Genomic DNA, 15,302 nt, shown 5'->3' with positions numbered 1-15,302 from the left:
TCCCCTTGCACATATGTTCTTCTTATGTTCTTATTCCCTATGCAGACGGAAAAGGGCAGAGGAGCGACCCTGAACGGTGAAAGCCGCCGGTTCAACCTGCCCGAGCGGCAGGCTGACGGCGATTGGATGGACGAACGCGAATGGGTCGACGGGCAGCCACCGCGCCGCAGAACGCAGGTGACGGTGGAAAAGCCGCGTACCATCATCACGAACAACCGCTCGCCAGATATTAGCTTCAGTCAATCGATCAATGCTTATCGGGGCTGCGAGCATGGCTGCATCTACTGTTTCGCGCGGCCGACGCATGCCTATCATGACCTCTCTCCCGGCCTCGACTTCGAAACCCGGCTATTTGCTAAGCCGGATGCGCCCGAGTTGCTGCGGGCGGAATTGTCGAAGCGTGGTTACGCCGTGGCGCCGATCGCGATGGGAACCAATACCGATCCCTACCAGCCGATCGAAAAGGATTGGCGCATCACGCGGCAGTGTCTTGAAGTCCTGTCCGAATGCCGCCACCCGGTCTATATCACGACGAAATCCGACCGGATTGTTCGGGACATTGATCTGTTGTCGAAGATGGCGACGGACACTCTGGTGGCCGTCATGATCTCCGTCACCACGCTCGATCCGGCGATCGCGCGTACGTTGGAGCCTCGCGCGCCTCATCCGGCCCGACGCTTGGGCGCGATCCGCCAGCTTTCGGCTGCCGGAATACCTGTCGTTGCCAGTGTGTCGCCCATTGTCCCTGCGATTACCGATCATGAGATCGAGGCGATCGTCGAAGGCGTGGCTGAGGCAGGAGCGCGCGACGCGACGTTCATCCCGGTCCGGTTGCCGCATGAAGTGGCGCCCTTATTTCGGGCGTGGCTCGAAGCGCACTTTCCTGATCGGGCGGCCAAGGTCATGGCGATCATTCGCGACATCCGAGGCGGGCGGGACAATGATCCCGATTTTGGTACCAGGATGCGTGGCCAGGGTGTTTGGGCCGAACTCATCCGCACGCGCTTCGTCAAGGCGCGCAAGCGGGCAGGCTTCACGGGCGAGCGGCTGGCATTGCGAACGGATCTTTTCCGGCCGCCGAGCGGGCCTCAGTTGCAGTTGTTTTGACGAAGAGAAGGTTAACTTACCCCTTAACGCCCCTCAAAAATGGGATCGGCGGCTGAGGTGCAAGGCTGAAGGTTACATCTGACGCGATGTTGGGAAATGGAGTCCAGGCCTTCGCGGCATGACCATCAATGGAACGTCTGCACTTTGAGGAAAATCATCCCGCAACCAGGCGCAGGCTCGATCGGCGGTTGCGCGCACGGTAGCCGTCAGCCTTGGCTTCCATGCGTTCGAAACTCCGGATGCTAAGGCCCGCGATGGTTGCTATCGCATCCACCTGATCGGTGCCAATCAGATAGTCGTCCCCCAGGAAGACCCTTGCCGCACGCCCCTTGCCGACGGCAGCGCGCAGGAATACTTCGCTGCGCCCTCCCTTGGTGCGCGCCAGCAGCAGGGCCAGCGCCTCGATCGCAGCAGCATCGCTCGCATCGATCACCAGTTCCATGCGTGAACTATTGGCGATCAGGCGGAAGGGCTCCACGCCCCTTATGGTGACGCGCGGCGTTTCCTCGCCCGGTTGACGGTCGAGCTCGACCATCAACAACGCACATTCACCCTCGCGCGCCATATCCTCGATGGCCTTGCATGCCTCGTCCTCGAAACAGCTCGCCTGGAACTGGCCGCTGCTGTCGGAAAAGGTCGCGGCCGCATAGCGCGCGCCCCGCCGCGTCTCTCGCCAGCGGACTTCCTCGACCATCGCCGCCATCACGCCGATGGCGCGGCCACCCTCCGCAACGGGTTCAGCGCAGATCGCGCCGTAGCTTTTCGCGCCGCGCGCTTCGGCCAGATGGCGGTAACGGTCAACGGGATGGGCGGAGAAGTAGAAGCCGAACGCGTCCTTCTCCTGCGCCATGCGATCCGCAGTCGACCATGTCTGGTGCGGCGGGATGCGAACGTCAGCGTGCGGTGTCTCGACATCGCCGAATAGACCGCCCTGTCCGCTTTCGCGCGCCTCGGCCGCGCTGGACGCCACGCTCAGGATCGTTTCGGCAGCAGCATGCACCCCTGCCCGGTCGGGATGGATCGCATCGAAAGCGCCCGCCGCGGCGAGGCTTTCCAGCTGACGTCGGTTGAGCAGGCGCGGTTCGATGCGGTCGGCGAAATCGTCCAGCGATTTGAAGGTGCCTCCAGCATCCCTCTCGGCGACGAGCTGCTCCATCGCCTTCTCGCCGACGCCCTTCAAACCGCCGAGCGCATAACGCACGGCAAAGCCCAGCCTGGGATCATCGCCCTCGCATTCAACCGGCTCGACGGAGAAGTCGGCAAGGCTGCGATTGATGTCAGGCGGCAGGCAGCTCAGCCCCATGCGCCGCATGTCATCCACGAAGACGGTGAGCTTATCCGTCAAATGTATGTCGTAAGCCATTGAGGCGGCGTAAAATTCAGCCGGATAGTGCGCCTTCAGCCACGCGGTCTGGTAGGCGAGCAGGGCATAAGCCGCAGCATGCGACTTGTTGAAGCCATAGCCCGCGAATTTGTCGATCAAATCGAACAGCTCGTTGGCCTTGCTGGCCGCGATGTCGCTCTTGGCGCAGCCTTCAACGAAGCGGGCGCGCTGCGCATCCATCTCCGCCTTGATCTTCTTGCCCATGGCCCGCCGCAACAGGTCCGCGTCACCCAGTGAATAGCCGGCCAGGATCTGTGCGGCCTGCATCACCTGTTCCTGATAGACGAAGATGCCGTAAGTTTCCTCGAGGATCGGCTTCAGGAGAATATGCGGATATTCAATATCTTCCTGACCGTTCTTGCGACGGCCGAACATCGGGATATTGTCCATCGGCCCCGGGCGGTAGAGCGACACAAGTGCGATGATGTCGCCGAAATTAGTCGGACGCACGGCCGCAAGCGTCTTGCGCATACCTTCCGATTCCAGCTGGAACACGCCGACCGTGTCGCCCCGCTGGAGCAGGTCGTAGACGGCGGTATCGTCCCAGCCCAATCTGTCGAGGTCGACCTTGACCCCTCGTCCGGCGAGCAACTGCACCGCCTTTTGCAGCACCGAGAGCGTCTTCAATCCCAGAAAGTCGAACTTCACCAGCCCCGCGCCTTCGACATATTTCATATCGAACTGCGTAACGGGCATGTCGGAGCGAGGGTCACGATAGAGCGGGACCAGCTGCGACAGCGGTCGGTCGCCGATCACCACGCCAGCCGCGTGCGTGGAGCTGTGCCGGGGAAAGCCCTCCAGCTTCATCGCATAATCGATGAGCCGCTTTACCTGTGCGTCATTATCATATTCCGCCTTGAACTCCGCCACGCCATTGAGCGAGCGTTCCAGCGTCCAGGGGTCTGTCGGATGGTTGGGAACCAGCTTCGCAAGGCGGTCTACCTGTCCGTAGCTCATCTGAAGTACGCGGCCTGTATCCTTCAGCACGGCGCGGGCCTTGAGCTTACCGAAGGTGATGATTTGCGCGACATGATCCGCGCCATATTTCTGCTGTACGTAGCGGATCACTTCGCCGCGACGGGTTTCGCAGAAGTCGATGTCGAAGTCGGGCATCGACACGCGTTCCGGGTTGAGGAAGCGTTCGAACAGCAGGCCGAGTTGAAGCGGATCAAGATCAGTAATGGTCAGCGCCCAAGCGACCAGCGATCCGGCGCCTGATCCGCGCCCCGGCCCGACGGGGATATCCTGCTCCTTCGCCCATTTGATGAAGTCGGCAACGATCAGGAAGTAGCCGGGAAAGCCCATCTGGATGATGATGTCGGTTTCGAACTTCAGCCGGTCGAAATAGGGTCGGCGCGCCTCTTCGCCTTCGATTCCGGCTGTTGCGAGCCGCGCTTCCAGTCCCGCCGTCGCCTGTTCGCGCAGCATGGCTGCTTCCCCCTCGATGTCGCCGGCGAGGCTGGGAAGAATGGGCTTGCGCTTGGGGGCGGCGACCGCACAGCGCTGCGCGACGACAAGCGTATTGGCGAGCGCCTCGGGCAAATCCTCGAACAGCCGCTTCATCTCGGTAGCAGGCTTCATCCAGGCGTCAGGCGAGCTGCTGCGGCGGTCGGCCGTTTCCACATAGGCGCTGTCGGCAATGCAGAGCATCACGTCATGCGCTTCGTGAAAATGCGGCTCGGCAAAACAGGTGGGGTTCGTCGCCACCAACGGAAGATCGCGTGCGTAGGCGAGATCGAGCAGATGCGGTTCGGCCTTCCCCTCAACCGGATCCAGACGACGGCAAATCTCTATATAGAGGCGATCGGGGAAGAGCCGCTCCAACTGCTCGACATAAGCTATCGCGGCGTCAGGCTGATCTTCCGCGAACAGCCGAGCCAGCGCACCCTCCCCACCTGCCGTCAGGGCCATGAGCCCTTCCGTTCGCCCCTGCAAAGTCTCTATGGTGATATGCGGCACCTCTTCGACTGGACGGTCGAGATGGGCCATGGAAACGAGCGCGCAAAGATTGTCATAGCCCTGCTCGTCCTGGGCGTAGAGGGCGATCCAGTCATGAACTGGAGCCGTATTGGCGGGCCGGCCGGGCCGCAGGATGCCTACCATGGCACCGATGATCGGCTGAACCCCCTCGCCCTTGCACGCGTCGGAGAACGCCATGGAGCCGTAAAGGCCGTTGCGGTCGGTGATGGCGGCAGCTGGAAAACCTAGCGCCTTTGCCTGTTTCGCGATTTTCTTGGGGTCTATCGCCCCTTCCAGCATGGTGAATGACGAGAAAACGCGAAGGGGAACGAAACCGGCATGAGGCATGCCGGCAATCTAGGCGCTCTTGCCGATTCGGCCACCCCTTGGATCAAGAAAATCGTGGGTAAGTTGCGGGTGGCCGCAAGGAGCATCCGCGAAGAAACTCGTTTGCCGACCGATAGTTAACGGCTTCCCAACGATTCGCGCGCAATATGGCCCCATGCGTTTATCCACGATCACCAACTGGGCGTATGGCGCCACCCTCATCCTGACCCTCGCATCGGGAGGCATGATGCTAACGGCGTCCAGCGCCGAGGAGCGGGAGCGCGCCGCCGTGGCGCAACGGGCGACCTTCCACCAACTCACCGCGACCGTTGAAGAAGAGACGTTCAGGCAGAGCGAGCACGCGCGCTCATTCGTGATCACCGGTAACCCGGCGCATGTCATCGCCTATGAACGGGAGAAGGCTTCGTTGCGCTCCGTCGAGCAGCGGATCGCTCATCTCAACGATGCCGGTGCGACTGAGAGCGAGCTGACGTCCCTGCGGCAGGCGATCCATTGGGCCGACCTGCTTGCGGATGAGCAGGAAGGCGCGATCAGGGCCATGAAGGCGGGGGACAGCAAAGCGGCCACCGCGATCCTGTTCGGCGATGAATATGGCCGCGAGTTGGACCGGATCGCCGAACAAGTGGGCAAGTTCCGATATATGCTGGATCAGCGGACCGACGCCGCTGTCCGCCAGGCCACAGATAGTGCGCGGCAGTGGCGGAACATGTCGGAATTCATGCTGGGCGCGACTGCTCTCCTGTTCCTGTGCGTGCTCTATTTCATCCTGAAGCAGCGCATCCTGCGGCCGGTCGTGCGCTTAAGCGACGTGGTGACTCGGCTCGCGGCGCAGGATTTCGCGGCCATTCCGCCCGACTTTCCGCAGATCGACGAGATCGGCGACATGGCGCAGGCGGTGCGCATTTTCCGCGAGAACGGGCTGGAAAGGCAGCGGCTGGAGCAGGAGCGCGACGCCGACCATGCGACGCGCGACCGGCTGTCGCGAATGACGCAGCGACTTCAAGGCTGCGACAGTATCGACGACCTGGTCGAGGTCGTGCGCTGCTTCGTGCCGGAGATCGCGCCGGGATTTGCCGGCAAGCTCTATATCCACGACATGCGACGTAACGCTATTGCACAGGCGTGCGATTGGCTTTCGCCCAAGCAGTCTCTGGAGGAATTTTCTCCGTCCGCATGCTGGGCACTGCGCCGCGGGCAGACGCATAAGCCGAAGGGCGAGTTGATCGACATTCCATGCGAGCATCTGGATCGTGAAAGGCCGGCGCCGTCCATCTGCATCCCGCTCATGGCGCAGGGCGAAAGCATCGGCCTGCTCTACTTCGAACTGCCAGAGGAGAATGCGGCAGATCGGCAGGAACGGATGGAAAAATATCTTGAAATGCTGGCTGAGAATATCGGCCTGGCTCTCGCGAACCTGCGCCTGCGCGACGTGCTACGGGAGATGGCGATGGCCGATCCGCTGACGGGACTCGCCAATCGGCGCCGGTTCGACACCGCCTATCAGGATGAAGTCTCCATCGCGGAACAGATGCAGGCGCCGCTGTCGTGCCTGATGATCGATATCGACCATTTCAAGCGCTTCAACGACAGCTATGGCCATGATGCGGGCGACGCCGTGCTTCGTGCGGTGGGCGGCATATTGGGCGATGCGTTGCGAGAAAAGGATTGCGCCTTCCGCTTGGGGGGTGAGGAGTTCGTGCTGCTGATGCCTGGCTTTACGGTGGAGCAGGCGCTGGAGCGCGGACGGCAGGTTCAGGAGCGAATCCGGAAGTTGCAGGTCGAACATCGCGGTGAACAATTGGGTATGGTCACCGCATCCTTCGGGCTTGCCAACTATCCGGTTCATGGCCGCGCGGGCGACCTGATGCGGACGGCCGATGCTGCCCTGCTGCGGGCGAAAGCGCTCGGCCGCAACCAGATCGTCGTCGCAACGGTCCGGGAAGACAGCTCAATAGTGGCCTGAACTTTCCTCCAAAACGCCCTCGTGCAGGCGGACGACGCGGTCCATCTTGTCCGCGAGCCGCTCGTTGTGGGTGGCGACCAGTGCGGCCGACCCTTCTTCCCGCACGAGGCGGAGAAATTCGGCGAGGACGATGTCTGCGGTGCGCTCGTCCAGATTGCCGGTGGGCTCGTCGGCCAGCACCAGCGCGGGGCGATTGGCGAGCGCGCGGGCGACCGCCACGCGCTGCTGCTCCCCGCCTGAAAGCTGGCTTGGCCGATGCTCCAGCCGGTGCCCTAATCCCAGCGCACCGAGGAGAGACTCAGCCCGGGTGCGCGCTGCGGATGGCTCGGCATCGCGGATCACCTGGGGCAGGACGACATTCTCCACGGCGTTGAAGTCGGGCAGCAGGTGGTGGAACTGATAGACGAAGCCCAGCGCATCGCGGCGCAGCCGGGTGCGCCCGTCATTGTCCAGCTTCGCCGCTTCCTCTCCATCGATGCGGATCGATCCGTCAAAGCCGCCCTCCAGCAATCCGACTGCCTGGAGCAGCGTCGACTTGCCCGACCCGGATGGCCCAAGCAGCGCCACGATTTCCCCCGGCCCGACGGTCAGGTTGACGCCGCGGAGAACGTCGATGGTAACACCGCCCTGTGTGAAGCTGCGCCGCAGGTCGCGGACCTTCAAGATGTCATTCATAACGCAGCACCTGCACGGGATCGGTGTTGGCCGCCTTCAACGCGGGATAGAGCGTCGCAAGGAAGCTGAAGATCAAGGCCATCAGGCAGATGACGGCGATCTCAATCGGGTCTGGCTTCGCCGGAAGCTCGGTCAGGAAGCGGATCGACGGGTCCCACAGATTCTGGCCGGTCATGAACTGGATGGCGTTCACCACGCTCTGCCGGAAGAAAAGGAAGGTAAAGCCCAGCACCATCCCCGCCCCCATGCCAAGCGTCCCGATGGTCACGCCCACCGTCATGAAGATTTTAACGAGGCCAGCCCGGCTTGCGCCCATGGTCCGCAGGATCGCTATGTCGCGCGTCTTCGCCCGCACCAGCATGATCAGCGAGGACAGGATGTTGAACACCGCGACGAGGACAATGATCGAGAGAACAACGAACATAGCCACCCGCTCAACCGCGAGCGCCTCGAACAGGGATGCGTTCATCTGTCGCCAATCCGTGACCACGGCCCGCCCGGCAACCTTGCCCGCGAGTGGCTCCAATATGGCCCCCACTCGGTCGGCGTCGATCGTCTCGACCTCTATCATGCCGACAACATCGCCCAACAGCAGCAACGTCTGTGCGTCTTCCATCGGCATGACGACAAAAGCTTTGTCATAATCATAGATGCCGACCTCGAAGATGGCGGCGACCTCATAGGCGACCTGTCGCGGCACCGTTCCGAACGGTGTCGACCGCCCGGCCGGATTGATGATGGTGAGGCTGTCGCCGATCTGAAGGCCGAGATTTTCAGCGAGGCGGGAGCCGATCCCGACCTTCCCCGAATTGGGCGTGAGCGCATTGAGGTTGCCCGCGACGACCTTGCCCCTCAAGGTCGCGTTGTTGCGGATATCGCCTACTGTCATCCCGCGGACGAGCACGGCCTCAACGCGGCCTTGAAAGCTGCCGAGCAGCGGCTGTTCGATCAAGGGGGTCGCGCTGGTGATGCCCGGCGTCGCCTTCGCTTCCTTCAGCACCGCCTTCCAGTCCGGCAGCCGTCCGCCATAACCCTGCACCACGGCGTGACCGTTGAGGCCGACGATCTTGTCGAACAGTTCAGCACGAAAGCCGTTCATCACGCTCATCACGATAATGAGCGCGGCCACCCCCAGCATAACCGCGACGAGGCTGATGCCCGCGACAAGGAAGATGAAACCTTCCCCTTTGCCAGGCAGCAGGTAGCGCTTGGCGATCATGCGTTCGTAACGGGATAGAATCATGATGGCGCGAATGGCCTCTTCGTGGCGGTATGAGGTGCCCGTCTAGCAGGCTCTCCCTTAACGGCAAGCGCAGGGAATTGTTGCAGCCTTGCCACAGCGTTCTCGGGAAAATCACAGAGGGCGGAAATAGCCCGTGACAGCGTCCTGCCAGAGCCATAGCTAAGGCTTCGAAGCACAGGTAAATGGCCGTGGTTCAGGGATACTGCATCCCGCTTCGAGCTTAGGGGGCTAAGAAGCGGTTGAGGCAGGCCAAGGGGGAGACGAGCAATCGTCCATTAGTACCCGGGTCGTGAAGAGCGGTCCGGGTACTTTTCATTTGAGCAGGGTACTCGCGCAATGACAGCCCGCCGATCGCATTCCCGTATCCGGCGTTTGGAAAAACTCCTGTGTCCGGTTCGTTGCACCACCCTCTTGAAACGCTCCGTCGTCAAACCATATCGATCGCGTTCAGCCGCCGCATGGGGCTGGACATCGTAGTGCCGGGCGCCACCATGGGTCCGGCAGGATCATTTTGCTCTTAGGAGATTATGACGATGCGTGGTTTTGATCTTACACCCTACCGCCGCTCGACCGTGGGATTCGATCGCTTGTTCGACCTGATCGAGAACAACAGCCGGCTGCAGCAGGGCGATAATTATCCTCCGTTCAACATCGAGCGCCTTTCCGAAGACCGCTATCGCGTCACCTTGGCGGTCGCCGGTTTCCGCACCGATGAGATCGACATCACCGCCCAGCAGAACCTGCTTCAGGTCACTGGCCGCAAGGACGAAGCACAGGGCGATCGGTCGAAGTTTCTCCATGTCGGCATCGCCAATCGCAGTTTCGAACGGCGATTCGAACTGGCGGATTTCGTGCGGGTTGAAAAGGCGGAGCTGGCCGATGGGCTGCTCACGATCGAGTTGGTTCGCGAGGTCCCCGAAGCGATGAAACCGAAGAAGATCGCCATCAACGGCGGTCAACTGGTGGATTTGAACACGTCGGATCGCGACGCCGCCTGATCGGAGGCTTGGGATATGGGGCGCGGTCGATCGGCCGCGCCCTTTTGTTTTGGCTACCCGCTAAATTTCGACCTGGCTGCCCAGTTCGACAACGCGATTTGTCGGCAGGCGGAAAAACTCCATCGCGCTTTCGGCATTGCGGAGCATCCAGGCGAAGATCTTTTCACGCCATAGCGGCATGCCCGGTTTCGCCGACGGCAGCAGCGTCTGGCGAGCCAGGAAGAAGCTCGTGTCCATCATCCTGAACGCTTGACCGCAGCCGCTGACATTCTTGAGGGCGGCGGGTACGTCCGGCTCCTGCATGAAGCCATATTGCAGCACCAGCCGGAAGAAGCCGCGGCCGAGGTCCTCCAGCTTGCAGCGGCCGTCATCCTCCACCACCGGCACGTCCCTGATCTTGACCGTCAACAGGATGACCCGTTCGTGCAGCACTTTGTTGTGCTTGAGATTATGCAGCAGCGCATGGGGCACGCCATCGGGCGTCGATGTCATGAACACCGCCGTCCCGGGCACCCGCACCGCGCTGTTGGCGGCTGAAGCGACGAAAACCGGGATCGGCATCGCCGCTTCGCGCAGCCGATCCTGCACCAGCCGGCGGCCGCGCGACCAAGTCGTCAGCAGCGTGAAGATCACGAAGCCGATCAGCAGCGGGAACCAGCCGCCATCGGGAACCTTGGTGAGGTTGGCGGCGAGATAGGCCCCGTCCACGATGAAGAAGACCGAGAGCAGCGGCGCCGAATAATACCAGGGCCACTTCCACAGGCGGTAGAGCAGCACCGTCAGCAGCAGATTGTCGATGAACATCGCGCCTGTGACCGCAATGCCGTAAGCGGCGGTCAGATTGGACGAGGTGCGGAAGACCAGCACCAGCAATATCACCATGACCATCAAGCCCCAGTTGATCAGGGGGATGTAGATCTGGCCCGCTGTCGAGGCACTGGTATGCTCGATCCGCAGGCGCGGCATGAAGCCGAGTTGGATCGCCTGCTGCGTCACTGAAAAGGCGCCTGAGATCACCGCCTGGCTGGCGATGATCGCCGCCAGTGTCGCCAAGCCGACCAGGGGAAGCTGTGCCCATTGCGGCGCTAGATAATAAAAGGGGCTGTGGAGCGCGCTCGAACCTTCGCGGAAGAGCAATGCGCCCTGCCCCATATAGTTGAGCATCAGCGCGGGGAGCACGAAAGCCAGCCACGAGACACGGATCGGACTGCGCCCGAAATGGCCCATGTCCGCGTAGAGCGCTTCGGCGCCAGTCACCGCCAGCACGACGGCGCCCAGCGCCAGAAAGGCCGGCAGCGGGTCGGTCACGAAGAACATGAACGCCCAATAGGGATTGAGCGCATAGAGGATCCCCGGCGTCTGGACGATGCTGATGACGCCCAGCACCGCGATCGTCAGGAAGTAGAAGAGCATGATGGGCCCGAACAGGGTCGCAACGCGGCTCGTGCCGAGACCCTGTATCCAGAACAGCCCGACCAGGATGATGACGGCGGCGGGCAGGATGATCGGGGACAGTTCCGAATTATAGACGGCGAGCCCCTCCACCGCGGACAGGACCGACACCGCGGGGGTGATCATCGAGTCGCCGTAGAAGAGAGAGGTCGCAAAAACGCCAAGCAGGATGATGCCGCGCGACCAGCGCTGCGTCTTCGTCTGCCCGTTGATCAGCGCCAGCAGCGCTAGGCTGCCGCCCTCGCCCTTATTGTCCGCGCGCATGATGACAGTCACATATTTCAGCGTGACGACCAGCATCATCGACCAGAACATCAGGCTGATGACGCCCAATATGTGATCCGGGTCGAGCGTGAGCTTATGATGTCCGGCGAAGGTTTCGCGGAAGGCGTAAAGTGGGCTGGTCCCGATATCGCCGAAAACAATGCCGATGGCCCCGACGACGAGCTTCAGGGTCGCCTTCTGCGTCCCATGGCCGTGCCCTTCATCACCATGGTCGTCCATGCGGGCGACGTCGTGGGCGATCCCATCAGCCATGAAGAAAATGCCGAATTGTCATGATCTCTGGACATCCGAACAGGGAGTAGCCCAATTTGTCATTCCCTCAGCCCCTGCAAACCGCCGCGCCCCTAACATGGCTCTGGATAGTAGGCAATCCGCCCCTAGCCACCGCTTTGCAGCATCGCATCGATACGCGCGATGTTCTGTTCCAGTTCCTTCCTGACCATGCTTCCCTCCGGCGCGCTGGCCGCAAGAGGTGCCCAGAGCGCTCTCGCCTCCTTTAACTGGCCTGCCCGCGCGAGGGCGAGGCCGTAGAAATAGCGGGGCGCCGGCCCTTGCGGATCGATTGCCATCGCGCGGCGATAGGCGAAATCTGCGCCGGGGGACAGGACGCCTCCCGCATGTGCCACCAGCGCATTGCCGAAGCCGAGCCACAGGTTGGGATCGTCCGGCGTCTCTCGCAGGCCGGACAGCAGCACATTCGCCGCTTCCTTCGTCTTGCCCTGACGACCCAGACCGTCCGAGAGCATGAGCCATTGACCCGCCTTGCCGTAGCGTTCCGCGAGCCCCCTGCGCTTCTCGGCCAGTTCTTCGTCAAAGCCGCCGCCTGCGTTTTCCGCCGCCTGCCGGGGCGCGCCGGGAAGGCCGGGGCTGCCCTGCCACGCATATCCGGCTAGGCCTAGCAAAAGGGCGGCCGCACAGATTTCCCAGGCAGCACGTGGAATGCGGCCGATGGCGATCAACGCAATCAAAATGACGGCAGCCAGCCCGCCCGCGAGAATCCACGCCATCATCGCTCCATCCGCCGCTTGATCCTGCCGCGCAGCAGCCATCCCCCAAGCGCCAGCAGCAGGATGGGCGCGGCCCAAAGTGGCCAGAGAATGGGCGCGGCCGTCGGTTCATAGCTGACCCAGTCGCCATAACGCTCAATCAGCCAGGCGCGGATATGCTCGGGCTGCTCCCCCGCCATAATCCTCTCGCGAATCTGCGAGCGCATGTCGCCGGCCATGCTGGCGTTGCTGTCGGCGATGGACTGACTCTGGCAGGTGAGGCAGCGGATCGTCTCCATCAGCGCCCGCGCCTTTCTCTCCTGCGCCGCATCCTCGATCTGGCGATCGGCATAGGGTGCGGGCGGCAGGGCAGATTGGCCGAACACGGGCGCGCTGAGCAGCAGCATCAGCGTGGCGATGAGCAGCCTCATTGTGCGTCCTTCAGACGCTGGAGGATCATCGGAATGTCGTCTTCCCGAATGTCGCCCACATGCTGGTAGGCGATCCGTCCGCGCCCATCGATGATGAAGCTTTCAGGAACACCCGAGGAGCCTAGGGCGATCTGTACTGCACTTCGCGCATCAAGACCCACCCGCGCATAAGGGTTGCCGTAGCGCTTCAGGAAATCGTCCACGTCAGGCCGGGCATCGCGAATGGCGATGGCGTCGATCTCCACCCCTGCGCCCTTGAGCGCCATCAGTTGCGGGGCTTCCGCCGCGCAGGGCAGGCACCAGCTGGCGAAGATATTGAGCAGGCGGGGTTTGCCCGAGGCGAGCTGGGTGCTGGCGAGGGGCGGACGGTCACTGGCTGCCGCTGGCAGGTCGAAGGCGGGGAGCGGACGGCCGACGAGCTTCGAGGTGATCACCCGGTCGTCAGGGCGCAGCAGCCCGCTTGCGAACAGGGCGAAGAATCCGGCGAACAGGGCCAGCGGGAGCCAGATGAGCGCCTTTCTCATGCCAGCGCCTCCTGCGCCTTCCTGCTTCTCCATTTCAGCAGCCAGCCCCGCCTTTCACGTCCGACCAGCGCCATGGCTCCGCCCAGTGCGATGAGGAAACCGCCCAGCCAGATCAGCGTTACGAACGGCTTCCACCAGATGCGCAGCTGCCAGCGGCCGCCCTCCGCCTCCTGGCCCAGTACGACATAGAGCTGCCCGTTCCAGCGGGTGAGCAGCGCGGCCTCCGTCGTGGTCGTGGGAGGCGATGCGAAGAAGCGTGATTGGGGATGGATGAGAACCGGTGTGCCGCCACCCCGGCTGACTTCCATATCGGCCTGAAGCGCAGTCCAATTGTCGCCTGCCACCGGCATGATCTTCAGGAAGCGCAGCGTCCATCCGGCGGTGTCCACGGTTTCGCCGGGACGGGCCGCAACCAGCTTCTCCACGGTGAACGCCGAGTCGGACGCCATGCCGCCAAGGCTGACGGCGCAGCCCAGATGCGCGATAACCATGCCCCAAGTGAAGAGCGGCGTGCGGCGCAGGTTGCGCTTCCATAGCGGAGCGACGCTTCCGACCGCGACGGCCAGCGCGATCACGATGCCCAGGAACGGTAGAATGCCGATGCGGCCCCAAGCCTTGAATGCAAGGATGGCGATGACGAGCAGCGCGACCAGGGTGGGCACCAAGGCTCGCCGGGTGATCGCGGCGGCTTGATCCCTGCGCCAGCGCGTCAGAGGCCCTATGACCATGACCAGCATCAGCATCAGCGCGATTGGCCCTGCGATGCGGTCGAAATATGGGGCGCCGACGGAAACCTTGTGACCGAAAGCTTCGGTGAGCAGCGGATAGAGCGTGCCGATCAGCACGAGCCCTAGGATGACCGACAGCAGCAGGTTGTTGACGACTAGCATCGTTTCCCGGCTCACCAGCTCGAAGGGCGCGCCCTCGCGCACCGCTCCCACGCGCCAGCCGAAGAGCGCCAGCGCTCCGCCGATATAGAGGCCAAGCAGGGCGAGTATGAACGTGCCCCGTTCGGGATCGACGGCGAAAGCGTGGACGCTGGTGAGAATGCCCGAGCGGACCAGGAACGTGCCGACCATGGACATCGAAAACGCGACCACCGCCAGCATCACCGTCCAGGCCCGCAAGGCGTCGCGCGTCGCCAGCACCGTCACACTGTGCAGCAGAGCGGTGGCTGCGAGCCAAGGCATGAGCGAAGCATTTTCCACCGGGTCCCAGAACCACCAGCCGCCCCAGCCAAGCTCATAATAAGCCCAGTAGCTGCCGGCCGTGATCCCGAGCGTCAGCAAGATCCATGCCCCCAGCACCCATGGGCGCATGGCGCGGGCGAAGGCGGCGTCCACCTGCCGGGTGAGAAGCGCGCCGATGGCGAAGGAAAAGGCGACCGATAGGCCGACATAGCCGAGGTAAAGCGTCGGCGGATGAAAGGCGAGGCCAGGGTCCTGCAACAACGGATTGAGGCCCTGCCCGTCCGCCGGCGCAGGCTGAACGCGCGCGAACGGGTTGGAGGCGAACAACAGGAACGCGTAAAAGCCAAGGCTGATCGCCGCCTGCCCGCCCAGCGTCGCCATATGCGTGTGGCGGCGCAGCGCCCTCTCGAACAGGGCGACAGCGGCGCCAGCGACGCCCATCACCGTGACCCAGAGCAGCATCGATCCTTCGTGATTGCCCCAGGTTCCGGCGAACTTGTAGAGCCACGGCTTCATCGAATGGCTGTTCGACGCGACGAGTGCGACCGACATGTCCGAGCGCAGGAATAGCATTACGAGCAGGATGAAAGCGATTGCCGTCAACAGGCCCTGCGCCACCGCGACAGGGCGCACCGCGCCAAGCAGTTCAGCCTTGTCGCCGGCCAGGCCCAGCGCTGCCAGCGCCAGCTGAAGGAATGCAAGGGACGCCGCGAGCCAAAGCGCCGCGAGGCCGGCTTCCGCGATCATCTCAGTGCGA

At 62.8% G+C, this 15,302-nt stretch carries 11 protein-coding genes; 3 read left to right on the top strand and 8 right to left on the bottom strand.

Annotation, left to right across the window (positions count from 1 at the left end):
* The first annotated feature begins 39 nt into the window (after positions 1-39).
* Complete coding sequence (locus L858_RS0116210; protein WP_028056225.1) at positions 40-1,107, top strand: PA0069 family radical SAM protein; 1,068 nt, start codon at positions 40-42, stop codon at positions 1,105-1,107.
* Positions 1,108-1,261: 154 nt separating this feature from the next.
* Here L858_RS0116210 and dnaE read toward each other — a convergent pair whose 3' ends face one another.
* Positions 1,262-4,798, bottom strand: coding sequence for a DNA polymerase III subunit alpha (dnaE, locus tag L858_RS0116205; protein WP_022684199.1), 3,537 nt, complete (start codon positions 4,796-4,798; stop codon positions 1,262-1,264).
* A gap of 154 nt (positions 4,799-4,952) precedes the next feature.
* Between dnaE and L858_RS0116200 the strand changes: the two genes are divergently transcribed.
* Positions 4,953-6,761 (top strand): diguanylate cyclase, encoded by a 1,809-nt coding sequence (locus L858_RS0116200; protein WP_022684198.1) that lies wholly within the window; start codon positions 4,953-4,955, stop codon positions 6,759-6,761.
* On the opposite strand, the gene L858_RS0116195 is transcribed toward L858_RS0116200, so the two are convergent.
* Positions 6,747-7,436, bottom strand: coding sequence for an ABC transporter ATP-binding protein (locus L858_RS0116195; protein ID WP_022684197.1), 690 nt, complete (start codon positions 7,434-7,436; stop codon positions 6,747-6,749). The two genes, L858_RS0116200 and L858_RS0116195, sit on opposite strands and share 15 nt — an antisense overlap.
* Positions 7,429-8,679 (bottom strand): lipoprotein-releasing ABC transporter permease subunit, encoded by a 1,251-nt coding sequence (locus L858_RS0116190; RefSeq protein WP_028056224.1) that lies wholly within the window; start codon positions 8,677-8,679, stop codon positions 7,429-7,431. The genes L858_RS0116195 and L858_RS0116190 overlap by 8 nt, the downstream gene beginning before the upstream one ends.
* 533 nt (positions 8,680-9,212) lie before the next feature.
* Between L858_RS0116190 and L858_RS0116185 the strand changes: the two genes are divergently transcribed.
* On the top strand, positions 9,213-9,677 hold the full coding sequence (locus L858_RS0116185; protein WP_037504849.1) for an Hsp20 family protein: 465 nt from the start codon (positions 9,213-9,215) through the stop codon (positions 9,675-9,677).
* Between the two features lie 60 nt (positions 9,678-9,737).
* Here the strand turns inward: L858_RS0116185 and L858_RS0116180 are convergent, their stop codons facing one another.
* The 5 genes from L858_RS0116180 to L858_RS0116160 all read right to left on the bottom strand — a co-directional run bounded on the left by L858_RS0116180 (position 9,738) and on the right by L858_RS0116160 (position 15,292).
* Positions 9,738-11,666, bottom strand: coding sequence for a potassium transporter Kup (locus L858_RS0116180; RefSeq protein WP_022684194.1), 1,929 nt, complete (start codon positions 11,664-11,666; stop codon positions 9,738-9,740).
* A gap of 125 nt (positions 11,667-11,791) precedes the next feature.
* Positions 11,792-12,424, bottom strand: coding sequence for a tetratricopeptide repeat protein (locus tag L858_RS0116175; protein ID WP_022684193.1), 633 nt, complete (start codon positions 12,422-12,424; stop codon positions 11,792-11,794).
* Positions 12,421-12,831 (bottom strand): cytochrome c-type biogenesis protein, encoded by a 411-nt coding sequence (locus tag L858_RS0116170; RefSeq protein ID WP_022684192.1) that lies wholly within the window; start codon positions 12,829-12,831, stop codon positions 12,421-12,423. Before L858_RS0116170 ends, L858_RS0116175 begins: the two co-directional genes overlap by 4 nt.
* Positions 12,828-13,355, bottom strand: a complete 528-nt coding sequence (locus L858_RS0116165) for a redoxin family protein (protein ID WP_028056223.1) — start codon at positions 13,353-13,355, stop codon at positions 12,828-12,830. The genes L858_RS0116170 and L858_RS0116165 overlap by 4 nt, the downstream gene beginning before the upstream one ends.
* Positions 13,352-15,292 carry a heme lyase CcmF/NrfE family subunit gene (locus L858_RS0116160; protein WP_022684190.1) on the bottom strand — a complete coding sequence of 647 codons (1,941 nt, stop codon included), beginning with the start codon at positions 15,290-15,292 and terminating at the stop codon, positions 13,352-13,354. The genes L858_RS0116165 and L858_RS0116160 overlap by 4 nt, the downstream gene beginning before the upstream one ends.
* Positions 15,293-15,302 lie beyond the last annotated feature (10 nt).

Origin of the sequence: Sphingobium bisphenolivorans (assembly GCF_000412635.1) — a bacterium.
Classification (GTDB): domain Bacteria; phylum Pseudomonadota; class Alphaproteobacteria; order Sphingomonadales; family Sphingomonadaceae; genus Sphingobium; species Sphingobium bisphenolivorans.
The sequence above is the reverse complement of the archived record's forward strand: the minus strand, read 5'-3'. Positions and strand labels throughout refer to the sequence as shown.